Below are 14,625 nucleotides of genomic sequence, written 5' to 3' on the forward strand. Positions count from 1 at the left end.
TCAGGGGAACCGGGCCGCGCTGTGACACATGCCCTCTTGCACACCGGCACCCGGGCGGCGCAGCGGGCTGCGCCGCCGTCCACCGGCCCATCCGGCGACGCGCGGCGGCCGGGTGGGCCGGTGGAAAGGAGACGGCCCCGCCCGAAGAACGGGCGGGGCCGTCTCGGCCGACGTCAGCGACGGGCGACGCCCTCGGCCCGCGCCGCCGCGGCCACCGCCGCGGTGACCGCCGGAGCGACCCGCTCGTCGAACGGCGAGGGGATCACGTAGTCCGCCGCGAGATCGTCACCGACGACCGAGGCCAGTGCCTCCGCCGCCGCGATCTTCATGCCCTCGGTGATCCGGCTGGCCCGCACCTGGAGGGCGCCCGCGAAGATCCCGGGGAAGGCCAGCACGTTGTTGATCTGGTTCGGGAAGTCCGAGCGCCCGGTGGCCACGACCGCCGCGTACTTGTGGGCGACCTCGGGGTGCACCTCGGGGTTCGGGTTGGCCATCGCGAACACGAAGGCGCCCTCGGCCATACCGGCCACGGCCTCCTCGGCGACCGTGCCGCCGGAGACGCCGATGAAGACGTCCGCGCCCTGGAGCGCGTCCGCCAGCGTGCCGCTGAGACCGGCCTTGTTGGTGAAGCCGGCCAGGTCGCGCTTGACCGGGGTCAGGTCCTCGCGGTCCGCGGAGACGACGCCCTTGCGGTCCGCCACCGCCACATCGCCGATGCCGGCCTCGACCAGCATCTTGGCGATGGCGACACCGGCCGCGCCGGCGCCCGAGATCACGGCGCGCAGCTGCCCGATCTCCCGGCCGCTGAGCCGTGCCGCGTTGCGCAGCGCCGCGAGCGTCACCACGGCGGTGCCGTGCTGGTCGTCGTGGAAGACCGGGATGTCCAGGCGCTCCTGGAGGCGGCGCTCGATCTCGAAGCACCGGGGCGCCGAGATGTCCTCCAGGTTGACTCCGCCGAAGGAGGGAGCGAGCCGGACGACGGTCTCCACGATCTCGTCCACGTCGGTGCAGTCGAGCGCGATCGGCACCGCGTCGACCCCGCCGAACTGCTTGAACAGGATCGCCTTGCCCTCCATCACGGGGAGGGAGGCCTGGGGACCGATGTCCCCGAGTCCGAGCACCGCCGTGCCGTCGGTGACGACGGCGACGACGGAGGACTTCCATGTGTAGTCGTTGACGAGCTCCGGCTGTTCCGCGATCGCGGTGCACACGCGCGCGACGCCGGGCGTGTACGCGAGGGAAAGGTCGTCCTTGTCGCGGACGGGCACGGTGGCCTGCACAGCCATCTTGCCGCCACGGTGCAGAGCGAACACCGGATCGAAGGAATCGAGGGGCTCGGCCCCGCCGTCCTGGTCCGTACCGACGTCGCTGCGAGGATTGACGATCTCCGCTGCCACTTGTTCTACCCCTTAGCTATGCATGGGTTGAGGGTCGACCACTCCTGGTGAGGGGTGGGCGGGCACCGCGCAGGGCCCGATTGCGGATACGCACGGGTCATGCGCGACGGGCGCGCCGCACACGCGCCCTGGGCCCCGGATGAGGGGTGTAAAGAACCTTCTTACCGGACGGACGGCGCCCACGACGAGTCCAATAGGTGCAAGGTCACATCTCGGAACCAGTTCGCCACACAGAGATGACATACCGCTGACGGCACCGCTGACGGCGACGCGGGGCTCCGGGGACTCGACGGGGCCGGACCGCTGCGGCGGGCGCACGACACGGTCGTACGACACCCACATGTCCGACCGTCCACATGTCGGGATGTGCCGGAGGTTTTCCGGCGGTGGGACGGGATTCGCGCAGGTGGCCCGGTGCGGTATGGCACCGAGAGACCAAGGATGTACCGACCTGATCGGATTCGGGGGTCACCCGTTATCCGATTTTGACATATCGGCGCCCCTGAATGGCGTAGTCCGAATGGCAAGATGCCGTAAACCCGCGAGGTCGCGCCACCCAATGGTGTGTGTTCTCGTCTACCCAGCGGCAAACTCTTCCCATACGCCGGAGGAATCCACGATGACCGCACGTTCCACCCGTCGTTCGACCGCCACGCACCCCCGGCTGGCTGCGGTCGGTGCGATCGCGGTCGCAGGCGCCCTGCTGCTCACCGGCTGCGGCGACCAGACGAAGGGCAAGAGCAACGACTCCGGCAGCGCCACGGCCAGTGCCCCGCTCGCGAGCAGGCTCCCGCAGTCCATCCGGGGCAAGGGCAAGATCCTGGTCGGCTCGGACATCGCGTACGCCCCCGTGGAGTTCAAGGACTCCAGCGGCAAGGCCGTCGGTCTCGACCCGGACCTCGCGGCCGCGCTGGGCAAGCAGCTCGGGGTGAGGTTCGAGTTCCGGAACGGCACCTTCGACGCCCTGCTCACCGGTCTGCGCTCGGGCCGCTACGACATAGCCATGTCGGCCATGACCGACAACAAGGACCGCCAGCAGGGCGTCGACCCGGACACCGGCAAGAAGGTCGGCGAGGGCGTCGACTTCGTCGACTACCTGACCGCCGGCGTCTCGATCTACACGCGCAAGGGCGACACCCAGGGCATCACCGGCTGGTCCGACCTGTGCGGCAAGAAGATCGCCGTGGAGCGCAGCACCGTCTCCGAGGACCTGGCCAAGGCCGAGGCCAAGAAGTGTCCGGCCGGCAAGAAGCTCTCCATCGAGCCCTTCGACGACGACCAGCAGTCCCAGACCCGGCTGCGCTCGGGCGGCGTGGACGCGGCCTCCTCCGACTTCCCGGTCGCGGCGTACGCGGCGAAGACCTCGGGCGGCGGCAAGGACTTCCAGATCGTCGGCGACCAGGTCTCGGCGGCGCCGTACGGCATCGCGGTCTCCAAGGAGGCGACCCAGCTGCGGGACGCGCTCAAGGCCGCGATGGACGCGATCATCAAGAACGGCGAATACCAGAAGATCCTCGCGAAGTGGGGCGCCCAGGACGGCGCCGTCAAGGAATCCGTGATCAACGGCGGCAAGTGACCCGCGTTCCCAGCGGCCACCGAGAGGCAGCACATCCGTGACTGACACAGAGAAGACGGCCGGGGAGCAGGGCACTCCCCCGGCCGGCCCGGAAGCCATCAGAGCCATCCCGGTGCGGCACTACGGACGCTATGTGTCCGCCGTCGTCGCCATCGCGATCCTCGTCGCGATCATCAACGCCTTCAGCCAGGGCAAGATCAACTGGCATGCGGTGCCGGAGTACTTCTTCGACCACCGGATCATGACCGGTGTCAGCAAGACGCTGCTGCTGACGGTCCTCTCGATGCTGATCGGCATCGTCGGCGGTGTCGTCCTGGCCGTCATGCGGCTCTCGAAGAACCCGGTGACCTCGTCCATCGCGTGGTTCTACATCTGGTTCTTCCGCGGCACCCCGGTCCTGGTCCAGCTGTTCCTGTGGTTCAACCTGGGCCTGGTCTTCGAGTACATCAACCTGATGCCCTTCTACAAGGACTACTGGTCGAACTTCATGACGCCGCTGCTGACGGCGCTGCTCGGCCTGGGTCTGAACGAGGCGGCGTACATGGCCGAGATCTGCCGGGCGGGCCTGCTCGCGGTGGACGAGGGCCAGACCGAGGCGGCCCAGGCGCTGGGCATGAGCCATGCGAAGACGCTGCGCCGGGTGGTCATCCCGCAGGCGATGCGGGTGATCGTGCCGCCGACCGGCAACGAGGTCATCAACATGCTGAAGACGACCTCCCTGGTGGCGGCCGTCCAGTATCCCGAGCTGTTCCGCTACGCCCAGGACATCGGCCAGAACTCCGGCGCCCCGGTGGAGATGTACTTCCTGGCCGCGGCCTGGTACCTGATCATGACCTCGGTGCTCAGCGTGGGCCAGTACTACATCGAGCGGTACTACGCCCGCGGTTCCAGCCGCAGCCTCCCGCCCACCCCGTGGCAGAAGGTCAGGGCGCATCTGACGACCTTCTCCAGCAGGAAGGTCATGGCATGAGCGAGAAGCTGAGCAAGCGGGACTCCGCGGCCTCGGGCAGCGCCGCGATGGTCCGGGCGGAGGGCGTCCACAAGTCGTTCGGGCATGTGGAGGTGCTCAAGGGCATCGACCTGGAGGTGCGCCCCGGCGAGGTGTTCTGCCTCATCGGCCCCTCGGGTTCGGGCAAGTCCACCTTCCTGCGGTGCATCAACCACCTGGAGAAGATCAACGCCGGGCGGCTGTACGTCGACGGCGAGCTGGTCGGCTACCGCCAGAAGGGCGGCAAGCTGTACGAGCTCAAGGACAGCGAAGTCGCCATGAAGCGCCGGGACATCGGCATGGTCTTCCAGCGCTTCAACCTGTTCCCGCACATGACGGCGCTGGAGAACGTCATGGAGGCGCCGGTCCAGGTCAAGGGCGTGGCCAAGGGCGAGGCACGGGAGCGTGCCGCGCAGCTCCTGGAGCGGGTGGGCCTGGCCGACAAGGCGGGCAACTACCCCTCGCAGCTCTCCGGCGGCCAGCAGCAGCGGGTGGCGATCGCGCGGGCGCTCGCGATGGACCCCAAGCTGATGCTGTTCGACGAGCCGACCTCGGCCCTGGACCCGGAGCTGGTCGGCGACGTCCTGGACGTCATGCGCGACCTCGCCGAGTCCGGTATGACGATGGTCGTCGTCACCCATGAGATGGGTTTCGCCCGCGAGGTGGGCGACAGCCTGGTGTTCATGGACGGCGGTGTCGTGGTCGAATCCGGCCATCCACGGGACGTGTTGACGAATCCGCAGCACGAGCGGACCCAGTCGTTCCTGTCGAAGGTGCTGTAACCGGCCGCGGAGCGGACGGGCGGCAGAGGGGGCGGTGCGCGCACCGCCCCCTCCCCTGTCCTGCGGGCCCGGTCTACTTGAGGGCGAGGACCAGGCTGTCCGACGGGGAGCACCACACGGGCCTGGCCTCGGCGAAGCCCTTCTCCTTCAGGGTCCGCACATGCCAGGCGGCGGGGGGCACATCACCGTCGGCGTGCTCGCCGTAGATCTCGAAGCGGCGGGCGGTCGGCTCGGCGAGCACCGGGTCCTTGGCCGCGACCTGCCACCACTCGGCCCAGTCCAGGGCGCCGTCCCGCTTGGCCTGATCCATACGGGCGTGCCGCTGGGCGCGCTCGGCCGCGTTGATCCGGGGCGTGCTGTCGTCGATCATGTGGTCCGCGTTCATGAACACACCGCCGGCGCGGACGAGTCCCGCGAGCCGGCCATAGAGGTCCGCGAGGGGTTCGCTGTGCAGCCAGTGCAGGGCCGTCGCGGTCAGTACGGCGTCGTACGACTCGTACGGCAGCTTCGTGGCCCAGTCGGGGTCCTTGAGGTCGGCGGTCACGAAGGAGACCCGGTCGTCGCCGTCGAAGGTGCCGCGCGCGATGGCGAGCAGGGCCGGGTCGAGATCGACACCGGTGCTGGTGGCCTCGGGGAACCGGGCCAGCAGCCGGGCGGTGATGCTGCCGGTGCCGCAGGCGAGGTCGAGCACACGGGGCGCCGTACCGACGAGGGCCTCGACCATGTCGAGCATGATCCGGAAGCGCTCCTCGCGGTCCGGCATGTACCACTCCTGCTGCCGGTCCCAGCTGTTCTGCCAGGCCGCCCAGTCGGTTCCGGTACCCGTGGTCATGGAGCCCGCCTTTTCCCTCGCTCGCGTAATACCCTGGATGCACGATCGACTGTTACCCGACCGCTGGTACGACGATAGAGCGCGCCCGTAAGGACTACAAGTGGAACTGGCCTATTACTCGGATTACGCCGTACGACTCGTCAACACCGAGGAACCGACCCGGGGCAAGGACTGCCTGACCTCGGTCGAGGCCATCCGTGACCTCTTCGGCGTGAACGCGTCCGCGGCCCGCCGTGCCACCGACGCCGACGTCACCCGCTTCCGTTCGGTCCGGGCCCGGCTGCGCTCGGTGTTCGAGGCGGCCGACGGGGGCGACGAGACGCTCGCGGTGGACCTGCTGAACTCGCTGCTGCTGGAGTTCCCGGTCAGCCCCCAGATCTCCGGCCACGACCACCGGGACGAGGACGACCGCCCGCTGTGGCACATGCACCTGGCCGACCACCCCTCCAACGCCACCGCGGGCTACGCGGCGATCGCGGCGATGGGCCTCGCCTTCCATCTCACCGAGTACGGCGTGGACCGGCTCGGCCTGTGCCAGGCGGTCCCCTGCCGCAACGCCTACCTGGACACCTCGACCAACCGCTCCCGGCGCTACTGCTCCGACCGCTGCGCCACCCGCGCCAATGTGGCCGCCTACCGGGCCCGCAAGCGCCTGGAGGCCGACCGGTCGCCGAGCAGCGGCCGCACCGCCGAGACGGCCCAGCCCAGCACGGCCAGCGGCGAACGCTGACCGGCCCGGAACGGCCGCACCCGCAGCCACGCCCGCCCCAGCACCAGCTCCTCCGGCACCACCCCGTAGTCGGTGCTGTCCCCACCCGCGTACGGATTGTCCCCGAGCACCCACCAGCCCGCCTCGCGCCGCTCCACGGCCCGCTTGACCACCAGCAGGTCCTGCTGGAACGGATGCCGCAGGACGACGATGTCACCGGGCCTGACCGCGCCGCCGTAGCGCACCAGCAGCTGATCGCCGTGCTGGAGCGTGGGCACCATGGACGGCCCCGTCACCTCGGCCAGCCCGAACGGCGCGGGTGACCTCCCCCGCTCGCTCTCCTGCGACAGCTCCGGCATTCCCGGCACCTCCCCGGTCCGTTCCTCCACCAGTCCCAGTCTCACCCTGGACTTTTGTCCTAAGCACTAGGGGGCACTCAGGAAAACAGGTCCCTCAGGGAGTAATGTCGCACCTGAGAAGACGATCACGAGGAAGGAATGCTCCATGCTTTCCCGCCTGTTTGCCCCCAAGGTCAAGGTCAGCGCCCACTGCGACCTGCCCTGCGGCGTGTACGACCCGGCCCAGGCCCGCATCGAGGCGGAGTCGGTCAAGGCCGTCCAGGAGAAGATGGCCGGCAACGACGACCCCCACTTCCAGGCCCGCGCCACCATCATCAAGGAACAGCGCGCGGAGCTCGCGAAGCACCACGTCTCCGTCCTCTGGAGCGACTACTTCAAGGCCCCGCACTTCGAGAAGTACCCCGAGCTGCACCAGCTGGTCAACGACACCCTGAAGGCCCTCTCGGCCGCCAAGGGCTCCACTGACCCGGCGACGGGCCAGAAGGCGCTCGACTACATCGCCCAGATCGACAAGATCTTCTGGGAGACGAAGAAGGCTTGATCTATGGCTAGGCGGTTTGACCTGCGGTTTCGCGGGCCGCATCGCCTACCTGTCCGCACCCGGTCCGCAGGCCGCCGAGAACGGCGTCCATGACGGACCGGGTGCGGTCTTCTTCTCCCGGCCAGAGGTGCGCGTAGATCCGCAGCGTGATGACGGCCGACGCGTGGCCGAGGACGAGCTGGACCTGCTTGACGCTCGCTCCGCCGGCGATGAGGGCGGAGGCGTAGAAGTGGCGCAGGTCGTGGGTCACCATGTGCGGCAGTTCGACGATCTTACGGCCTTCCCGCTCGGCGGCCCCGTTCTCGGCCGTCTGGAGCGTCTTGCGAGCCCCGTTCCACTCGGTCTTCCACCGCCGGTAATTGAGCGGTTCCCCCTCCTCCATGGTGAACAGCCACTCCTTGGAGGGCCGTGCGGCGAGATGCTCGAGGAGCGCGTCGGTGACGACCTCGCCGACCGGGACCGTGCGCCGCGACTTGGCGGTCTTCGGCGGCCCGATCTTCCCCGACTGGAGACGCTGGCGCTCGACCCTGCGAAAGGCGGCCAAGGAACTCGCCTACGCCTCCAGTGAGCCGGGCGGGCTCGCCGTCGCCCTGCTCTTCGCCGCCGTGCACCTGGCCCGCGCCGCCGCCAAGTGGCACGAGCGGCGCGGCCACGAGCAGCAGGCCGCAAGCGGCCGAGGAAGCCTTCCGCCACCTGCAGGTGGCCTATCAGGAGGCCGCCGCACCGGTCTTGGCGGACCTCGCCCGCCGCGCGCCACAACCACCAGCCACTTCGAGCAGGACCTTCGCACGGTCATCCCCGACCACGCCGACAGCGTCCTGGCCGATCCCGCCTGGCCCGCCCTGACCACTACCCTCGCCCGCGCCGAAACCGCCGGCCACAACACCCGGCACCTCTTGGCCGAGGTCGCAGCCCAAAGGGAACTCGACAGCGCCAAGCATCCCGCCGAGGTCCTCAACTGGCGCATCACCGTACTACCGAACAGGCGATCTCAAGCAGCACGCAGGCGTCACGCAAGCAGCGCTGCTGCCGCTCCAATCGCCGCTGCACATGGATCGGCAGTTCCCTCTACCGAAAGCGCCCGCAGCCAGACGCACGGAGGGCAGGGCTTCCGTCGCTGATCGCTTCCCACCTCGTGAACGTACTCAGTTCCCGTCTCCGGCGGCAGTGATCGCTGCAAGAAGTGCGTCGAGGTCTCCGTTGTACACGATCACCTCCTCGTCCTCGGCGGGGACGTCGAAGCGGGCGAAGAAGTCGTCGAGGGCTTCGGGGGTGACAGTCAGCGCGTTGGCGTCCTCGCGCTGGTTGCGTTCGGCCAAGCGCCGCAGCAGCTCGGCGCGGTCGGCGGGGAGGTAGACGACCAGCGGATGGCCGCCCGCCTCGCGGGCGGCCATCCGCCAGGCGTCCCGCTCGGTGCGGCGCCACAGACCGTGGTCCAGGACGACGGCGTTCCCGGCCTCGATCTCCTTGATGAACCGCGTGCGGATCGCTTCGACGACGGGCCGCTCGCGCTCGAAGTAGGTGTGCTCGGGGTAGTCCACGCCGTAGCGGCCGTGGAGGCGGTGGACTTCCTCGTCGACGGACAGCCGGGTGAAGCCGTGGCCGGCCAGGGTTTGTGCGACGGTGGTCTTCCCCGAGCCGGTCAGGCCGGCCAAGAGAACGGCGAGGGGCACGTGGTCATCCCTTCCGCGACGAGCTTGCGCGAGCATCGGGCATTGTCTCAGTCCTGGCTGGTGTGCGCGTAGGGCCGCCAGGTGGTGAAGATGCCGCGGGCCTCCGCGGGCCAGCCGAAGGGCAGTCGATCCAGGCTCACGCGGCGGAACGCGAACCGGGGATCACTAATGTTGATCACGCCGCCGTGCCGGCCGACATGGGCCAGCAGGCGGCCGGCCTCGTCACGGACGGCCGGGGTGCGTTCCTCCCAGGTGCCGGAAGAGAAGTGCTGGACCCGGCGGCGGAGATCGTCAAGAACGCCGGCGCGCCACTTGAAGTGGTGGACCGCGCAGATGCGATCCGCATCGGGCCTGTGGCCGGAAGCCCGGTGGTTGCCGGAAGCCACGGCCACGTCGTGGCGGGCGAGGACGATCTTTCGGGGGTCGCCGTGCAGAAGCCGGTGGGTGAGGTGGCCGCCCAAAGGATAGGCGAGGTCGAGCCCGCCTTCGGGCCGCCAGCCGGTCAGGCGTCCGCTCGCGGCGACCCGGTCGAGCATCAGCCCGCCCACCACACGGTGCCCGGACTTGTCGGCCTGGGTGATCACTTCGGCGAGCGGGGCGGGGTATTGCTGGAACTCATCGGCGTCGGCGAGCAGGTGCCAGCCGGGCCCGGCCCGGTGCCGCAGGGCGTTTCGGAGCTGGGTGTTGGTGTGCTCGTGCCACGGGCCGGTGCTGGTGCCGGTGGGGATGATGCCCAGCTCGCGGACGGCAGCCTGGAGCTCGTGCCGCCGGAGGTCGGGGACGTGGTCGGGAAAGTGGAAGGCGATGAGGAACCGCTCGACGCCCAGCCAACGGTAGTGGCGGACCCAGGCGGCCAGCAGGGGCGGCTCGACGGGGCCAACGACGGCGATCAGCGCGGGAGGCGTACTCAGCATTCAGGACTCCTTCGAGCGCAAGGAGACGAAGGTGTGGGTGAGGAAGTCGGCCTGCCCGGCGGCCGACCGCATGCCCAGCAGCCCCGGGGCGTCGGGGCCAGGCAGCGGGAGCGGCCGGCGGATGACGGTGTGCAGGGCTTCGGCGAGGGCAGCCGGGTCGCCCACGGGGAACGCCAGGGCCCAGGGTTGGCCGCGCAGGCGAGCGGTGAGGGCACCATCGTGGTCGGAGACGATCAGAGGGACGCCGAGGCGGGCAGTGTCCATGACGAGCCCGGATTCCTTGCCGGTCCCGGCGTGGCGGGTGACCAGGGCGGCGTCTGCGGCGGCGTACACCAGCCGGAGCACGGCTTCGCTGACCGGGCCTGGCACGGTGTGCACACGCAGGCTGGGCAGGTCCCGCCACCGCTGCAGGACGGCTTTGTCGAGCGGGGAGCCGGTGACCACGAGGTGCAGGGGCTCCTTCAGCCGGGCCAGGGCGGCATCGATGACGGCGATGTCCTTGTAGGGCCACCAGCCGCCCACCAGGCAGACCACGGCCTCGGCGGCCGGGATGTCGAATGCGGCCCGGCCGCCCTCGCGTTCAGCAGCGGACAGACGGCGGCCGTCATCGACCGCGAAGCAGCCGACAACCGCCGGCAGATCGGGGAAGGCCGCGGCGAACTGGTCGGCGACGGCGCGCGTCGGATACACCGCGACCACCCGCTCCTCGCCTCCGCGGGCAAGCTGGCCGAGCAGCCGTACGGCGGCGTCCTCTGTGGTGACCGCCTCGTGGACGAACCGCAGGTGCGGCTGGCCGCCCAGGAGTGCGGCGGCGCCGTGCAGAGCCTCGCTCGCGGTCAGAATCACCACCGCGTCGGCGTCAGGCTCCAACCGGCGGGCGGACCGCAGCGCAGCCCCCTCGGTGAAGCAGCGGGCGAGGAGCGTGACTTGGTGCGATAGCCGCCGCATGCGACGGGGCCAGCGGCGCGACCGCAACAGACACTGCCCGGCCGCGGAGAGCCCGGCAGTCAGCCGGGCTGCGGCCAGCAGGACGCCCGCAGTCCACCCGGACGGGCCGGTGACCAGCTGCGCGCCCGCTTCGCGCAGGGCGCGGGCCGCCTCGGTGGCGATCCCGTGCGGGGCGATGACCAGGCTGCCTGGCCGGGCCTGGGCGAGGGCCACCAGCGTGCGCTGGTGGTGCCCGCCCAGGCGGTTCGCGTACGGCTCGATGAGCACGAGCGGACCGGTCATCCGGACACCGCCTGGTCGCCATGGGCGAAGGTGAACCTCTCCCGCAGCCAGGCGGGCTCGTTGAGGTGGTCGAACCGCTGCGACTCCCGGGCGGCTTCGCCTGCGAAAGCGACGCCTTCCCGGGCCCCTGAGGCGGCGAAGGAGGCGAACTCACCGCTATGGCTCGCCGTCCACGCCTGAATCCGCTGGTGGGCGTCGCCGTCGGCCATCCCGTACTCGCTGCCGCGGGCCAGCATCGCGCACTCACGGAAGCCCGCCTTCCAAGCGTGGAACGGGCTCTGGTTGAACCGAGTGATCCCGGCGGTGCGCTGGGCGAACTCGATCCGGCCGGGCAGAGCGGCGAGCACGTCGACGGCCTCGCCCATCTCCCGCAGGGCACTGCGGCGGATCAGTTTCAGCCCACCGTAGCCGTAGGTCAGGCCGTTGACCGGGTTGACCGCCCGCCACACGCGCATGGACACCCCCTCGTCCAGCGGCTCGACGGCGGCCACATCGAAGTCGGGGTCGATGGCGAAGTCGCCGTCGGCGAGGAAGAACTGCTCGCGGTCGACGACCTCGGCGCACAGCCGGTAGGCCCTCCGCATCCCGTGCACGCCGTGCAGGCGCTTGACCGTGCCGCCGAGCGTCCGCTGGAGCCGGGAGTGCAGGGAGTTGGCCATCGGCTCGTCGTACGACAGGAGCACCGCGTCGAAGCCGGTCACGAGATGGCCTCCAGGTAGCGAGTGGCGACCAGGGCGGGGGCGAAGTCGGCGGTGGAGGCGTGGGCCCGCTTGGCGTGCACGACGTGGAACTCGTCGTCGGTGGCAAGGCGTTCGGCCAGAGCGACGGCCTCAGCCGGGGTGGTGAAGCACAGCTCCGGGTCGATGTGCTCGGTGAGCCAGCCCAACTTCGGTGAGATGACCGGCAGCCCCATGCCCTGGCAGTCGATCACGCTCATCGACCAGGGGCAGCCGGGCCGGAAGGGGGCCACGCCGAAGCGGGCGCCGGCCAGCAGGTTCTTGTAGCGGACGCGGTCGCCCCGGTCGGAGACGACCTGGACGTGCGGCAGGGCGGCGAGTTGGTCACGCATCTTCTCCGGGCTGTCGTCCAGGCCCTTGCGCTCGGCCCGGCGCCGGCCGAACAGGTCCATCACCCGCAGCCGGACGGTGCCGGAGGCGACCAGGTCGCGGGCCAGGTCCACGAACTGCTCGGTGCCGTAGTGGGCGTACAGCCGGTGGTTGTAGACACCGATCGCGCCTCCAGCGCCGCCCGGGGGCCTGTCGGCGGGGTCACGGACCAGGCGCTCGTCGCGCGGCGCGGGCACGATCCGCAACCGGTCGCCCAGGTCCACGGTCATCCGGGCGGCGGCGGCCGACACCCAGGATGCGGCCGTGGAGGAGTGGACCATCACCCGGTCGCAGGCGGCCAGACCGGCGGCGAACGCCAGCAACACCGGCCTACCCAGCCCCGCGTCGTTCAGGGACGGGTCCAGCAGGAGCTGCCCGCCGTCCGTGAAGGAGAAAGGCAGGTAGTGGCAGTATCCGGCGAGCAAGGCATCCGATCCGGCCTCCAGCAGGGCCGTGCGGATCGCCGGAGCCTCCTCGACCTGGTTGGCCACCACCACATCCGGCTGCTCGGCCCGGATCAGCGCCACCAGCTCGTCGATGTCCGCCGAGAACCGGGCCCGATACTTGGTCCCCGGCACCCTGGTCCGATGGAAGCCGCAGCGGGCGTCCCCAGCCGCAGCCGGGGCGGCGACGGTCACCTCGGCCCCGGCGTCGACCAGGGCCGGGGCCAGCAGGTCCGCGAAGATCCAGCCCGAATCCGCCGACAGCCGGTCGGGATTGGAGATGTTCAGCAGGTACAGCACGCGCATGATGCGTCGCCTCCCTCATCTGCCCGGACGGATCGATCCGGGTCGGTGAGGGAAGGAAAGCGGTGACGTGAGCCGTGACGGGATGATGAACTTGGATCACTCACGGTTCATTCATGCTCACCAACAAGTGACGCGGGGCGGGGCTTCGATGGACGCGCACAGCGAGGAGATCACCGTCGAGCAGGCGGCAGAGGACTTCGCGGCCGAGGTGGCCAGGTGGCGGGAGGTACGCGGCATGTCCAAGCGGGCGTTAGCCCAGGCCATGGGCTTCGACCCGTCCTACGTCAGCCATATGGAGTCCGGCCGCACCAAGCCCAGCGAGGAGTTCGCCCGGCTCGCGGACGAGGCCCTGAACGCCGGGAAGGCGATCTGGCGGCGCTGGTGCGACTACGAGCAGGCCCGCACCCGTAGCAGGCGCCCGCCCGCACCACCGCCGGCCCCGCGCAGGCACGAGCAGCCGTACGCCACCGGCTCCGCCCTCGTGGTCGAACACGACGCCGCCCGGCTCCAGTACGACGGCCATTCGTATAGGCTCACCATGCGTCGGTTGCTGCGGAACACCGGCACTGAGCCGGTGACCCGCTACCTGATCCGCATCTCCGTCGACCGCTATCCCGGCGACCCGGAGCGGTCCAACGCACACTACCGGGCCAACCCGCTGACCTGGGGCGAACTCGACCTCACCGCGACGTGCCGGGGCGAGGCAATGCGTTGGCAGGCCAAACACGACCGGGACGCCTTCAAAGAAGTCTGGCTGCTGTTCGACAACGAACACGGCCGCTTCCCCCTCTACCCCGGCGACTCCGTGTGGATCGAGTACGCCTACACCGTCGGCGACGACAAGTGGGGCAACTGGTTCCAGCGCGCCGTCCGCCTGCCGACCGAGCAGCTCGAAGTACAGCTCGCCTTCCCCGCCGACCTCGACCCGGTGCTCTGGGGCACCGAGACCTCGATGACCGCCGAAGCCTCCCCCCTGCGGACCCCGCCCGTCCGCAGCGACCACGGTGGCCTACGGCAATTCACGTGGATCACGGCCACACCCGCCCTGCACGCTCGGTACCGTCTTGAGTGGCGGTTCCGGGCACGGCCCGAACACGAGACGGATCAAGGGGAGTTCAGGTGATTGACGTGCGGCCCAGCCAGCAGATGCGAGACCTCGGAGTCGTCCAGCACGGCGCCGGCATCCTCGCCGAACCGACCCGCGCCTTCGCCCTGCCCGCCGAGCGCGACGAGGCCGAGCGCATCACCGACGAGTTGTTCGCCGCCATGGAGCGGGTCGGCCAGGTCCACCCCTTCGCCAAGGGCATGGGCATCGCCGCCCCGCAGATCGGCATCGGCCGCGCCGCCGCCGTCGTCCAGCCGCCCGGCGACGGACCCTCCGTCATCCTGCTCAACCCGAAGATCACCGACTGCTCCGACGAGACGGACGAGCAGTACGAGGGCTGCCTCAGCTTCTTCGACGTCCGCGGCCTCGTACCCCGCCCCCTGAAGATCACCGTCGAGACCACGGTCATGACCGGCGAGACCGTCACCACCGTGTACGAACGTGGCCTCGCCCGCCTCATCCACCACGAGATCGACCACCTCGACGGCCTGCTCTATACCGCCCGCATGCGGACCGGCGTCGAGCCCATCCCCGTAGAGGAGTACCGGCAGACGGGCCGGGCCTGGGCCTACGAGTAGGCCGCTGCCATCAACCCGGCCGGCGAAGGGATCACCGTGGCTCAGCCGCCAACCGATGACCAGCCCAAGACGCTCAAGCCTGCCCT

The 14,625-nt window shown here is 70.1% G+C and carries 15 protein-coding genes and 2 pseudogenes; 8 read left to right on the forward strand and 9 right to left on the reverse strand.

All coding sequences use genetic code 11. The features are described 5' to 3' along the window. Positions 1-173: 173 nt before the first annotated feature. Complete coding sequence (locus QHG49_RS12205) at positions 174-1,397, reverse strand: NADP-dependent malic enzyme (RefSeq protein ID WP_145487243.1); 1,224 nt, start codon at positions 1,395-1,397, stop codon at positions 174-176. A gap of 619 nt (positions 1,398-2,016) precedes the next feature. Between QHG49_RS12205 and QHG49_RS12210 the strand changes: the two genes are divergently transcribed. From QHG49_RS12210 to QHG49_RS12220, 3 genes are read left to right on the forward strand one after another with little or no spacing between them, the layout of a single operon-like run. Next, the gene (locus tag QHG49_RS12210; protein WP_301489443.1) at positions 2,017-2,973 is read left to right on the forward strand and encodes an ABC transporter substrate-binding protein; all 957 of its coding nucleotides are present in this window, start codon (positions 2,017-2,019) and stop codon (positions 2,971-2,973) included. Between the two features lie 37 nt (positions 2,974-3,010). Next, positions 3,011-3,943, forward strand: coding sequence for an amino acid ABC transporter permease (locus QHG49_RS12215; RefSeq protein WP_159704885.1), 933 nt, complete (start codon positions 3,011-3,013; stop codon positions 3,941-3,943). Between the two features lie 47 nt (positions 3,944-3,990). Then, on the forward strand, positions 3,991-4,743 hold the full coding sequence (locus QHG49_RS12220; RefSeq protein WP_145487288.1) for an amino acid ABC transporter ATP-binding protein: 753 nt from the start codon (positions 3,991-3,993) through the stop codon (positions 4,741-4,743). A gap of 73 nt (positions 4,744-4,816) precedes the next feature. On the opposite strand, the gene QHG49_RS12225 is transcribed toward QHG49_RS12220, so the two are convergent. After that, positions 4,817-5,575, reverse strand: coding sequence for a class I SAM-dependent methyltransferase (locus tag QHG49_RS12225; RefSeq protein ID WP_159704882.1), 759 nt, complete (start codon positions 5,573-5,575; stop codon positions 4,817-4,819). Positions 5,576-5,675: 100 nt separating this feature from the next. Between QHG49_RS12225 and QHG49_RS12230 the strand changes: the two genes are divergently transcribed. Continuing rightward, positions 5,676-6,305, forward strand: a complete 630-nt coding sequence (locus QHG49_RS12230) for an ABATE domain-containing protein (protein ID WP_145487238.1) — start codon at positions 5,676-5,678, stop codon at positions 6,303-6,305. Here QHG49_RS12230 and sodX read toward each other — a convergent pair. Continuing rightward, positions 6,209-6,643 (reverse strand): nickel-type superoxide dismutase maturation protease, encoded by a 435-nt coding sequence (sodX, locus tag QHG49_RS12235; RefSeq protein ID WP_145487287.1) that lies wholly within the window; start codon positions 6,641-6,643, stop codon positions 6,209-6,211. The genes QHG49_RS12230 and sodX overlap by 97 nt on opposite strands. A gap of 145 nt (positions 6,644-6,788) precedes the next feature. Here sodX and sodN point away from each other — a divergent pair, with 145 nt between their 5' ends. Further along, positions 6,789-7,184, forward strand: coding sequence for a superoxide dismutase, Ni (sodN, locus tag QHG49_RS12240; RefSeq protein WP_145487237.1), 396 nt, complete (start codon positions 6,789-6,791; stop codon positions 7,182-7,184). A 7-nt stretch (positions 7,185-7,191) separates the two neighbouring features. On the opposite strand, the pseudogene QHG49_RS12245 reads toward sodN, so the two are convergent. Then, positions 7,192-7,713 (reverse strand): annotated as a pseudogene (locus tag QHG49_RS12245) (tyrosine-type recombinase/integrase); the annotation flags it as partial. Between QHG49_RS12245 and QHG49_RS12250 the strand changes: the two are divergent. Further along, a pseudogene (locus tag QHG49_RS12250) lies at positions 7,706-8,305 on the forward strand (mobilization protein); the annotation flags it as partial. The pseudogenes QHG49_RS12245 and QHG49_RS12250 overlap by 8 nt on opposite strands. A 24-nt stretch (positions 8,306-8,329) precedes the next feature. On the opposite strand, the gene QHG49_RS12255 reads toward QHG49_RS12250, so the two are convergent. The 5 genes from QHG49_RS12255 to QHG49_RS12275 are packed head-to-tail and all read right to left on the reverse strand — an operon-like array spanning position 8,330 to position 12,856. Next, positions 8,330-8,857, reverse strand: a complete 528-nt coding sequence (locus QHG49_RS12255) for an ATP-binding protein (protein ID WP_301489450.1) — start codon at positions 8,855-8,857, stop codon at positions 8,330-8,332. Positions 8,858-8,904: 47 nt separating this feature from the next. Next, positions 8,905-9,771 (reverse strand): glycosyltransferase family 2 protein, encoded by an 867-nt coding sequence (locus QHG49_RS12260; RefSeq protein ID WP_164363712.1) that lies wholly within the window; start codon positions 9,769-9,771, stop codon positions 8,905-8,907. Next, a complete protein-coding gene (locus QHG49_RS12265) occupies positions 9,772-11,001 on the reverse strand; it encodes a glycosyltransferase (RefSeq protein WP_301489453.1) in 1,230 nt (409 codons plus the stop codon). It lies immediately after the preceding gene. Further along, entirely contained in the window at positions 10,998-11,702 is a 705-nt protein-coding gene (locus QHG49_RS12270) for a hypothetical protein (protein ID WP_164363708.1), read from the reverse strand. The genes QHG49_RS12265 and QHG49_RS12270 overlap by 4 nt, the downstream gene beginning before the upstream one ends. Further along, positions 11,699-12,856 carry a glycosyltransferase gene (locus tag QHG49_RS12275; RefSeq protein WP_301489455.1) on the reverse strand — a complete coding sequence of 386 codons (1,158 nt, stop codon included), beginning with the start codon at positions 12,854-12,856 and terminating at the stop codon, positions 11,699-11,701. The genes QHG49_RS12270 and QHG49_RS12275 overlap by 4 nt, the downstream gene beginning before the upstream one ends. A gap of 148 nt (positions 12,857-13,004) precedes the next feature. On the opposite strand from QHG49_RS12275, the gene QHG49_RS12280 reads away from it, so the two are divergent. Further along, positions 13,005-13,979: a helix-turn-helix transcriptional regulator gene (locus QHG49_RS12280; protein ID WP_301489457.1), complete on the forward strand. Its 975-nt coding sequence runs from the start codon at positions 13,005-13,007 to the stop codon at positions 13,977-13,979. Continuing rightward, entirely contained in the window at positions 13,976-14,539 is a 564-nt protein-coding gene (locus tag QHG49_RS12285) for a peptide deformylase (RefSeq protein WP_301489460.1), read from the forward strand. Before QHG49_RS12280 ends, QHG49_RS12285 begins: the two co-directional genes overlap by 4 nt. Positions 14,540-14,625: the final 86 nt, after the last annotated feature.

The sequence above is a fragment of the Streptomyces sp. WP-1 genome, from assembly GCF_030450125.1.
In the GTDB taxonomy this organism is placed as follows: Bacteria; Actinomycetota; Actinomycetes; order Streptomycetales; family Streptomycetaceae; genus Streptomyces; species Streptomyces incarnatus.

What these genes read in the sequence shown, in the direction of transcription:
- QHG49_RS12210 (WP_301489443.1), top strand. Translation starts at nt 2,017, where the DNA reads ATGACCGCACGTTCCACCCGTCGTTCGACCGCCACGCACCCCCGGCTG.
- QHG49_RS12220 (WP_145487288.1), top strand. Translation starts at nt 3,991, where the DNA reads ATGGTCCGGGCGGAGGGCGTCCACAAGTCGTTCGGGCATGTGGAGGTG.
- QHG49_RS12225 (WP_159704882.1), bottom strand. Translation starts at nt 5,575, where the DNA reads ATGACCACGGGTACCGGAACCGACTGGGCGGCCTGGCAGAACAGCTGG.
- sodX (WP_145487287.1), bottom strand. Translation starts at nt 6,643, where the DNA reads ATGCCGGAGCTGTCGCAGGAGAGCGAGCGGGGGAGGTCACCCGCGCCG.
- sodN (WP_145487237.1), top strand. Translation starts at nt 6,789, where the DNA reads ATGCTTTCCCGCCTGTTTGCCCCCAAGGTCAAGGTCAGCGCCCACTGC.
- QHG49_RS12260 (WP_164363712.1), bottom strand. Translation starts at nt 9,771, where the DNA reads ATGCTGAGTACGCCTCCCGCGCTGATCGCCGTCGTTGGCCCCGTCGAG.
- QHG49_RS12265 (WP_301489453.1), bottom strand. Translation starts at nt 11,001, where the DNA reads ATGACCGGTCCGCTCGTGCTCATCGAGCCGTACGCGAACCGCCTGGGC.
- QHG49_RS12275 (WP_301489455.1), bottom strand. Translation starts at nt 12,856, where the DNA reads ATGCGCGTGCTGTACCTGCTGAACATCTCCAATCCCGACCGGCTGTCG.
- QHG49_RS12280 (WP_301489457.1), top strand. Translation starts at nt 13,005, where the DNA reads ATGGACGCGCACAGCGAGGAGATCACCGTCGAGCAGGCGGCAGAGGAC.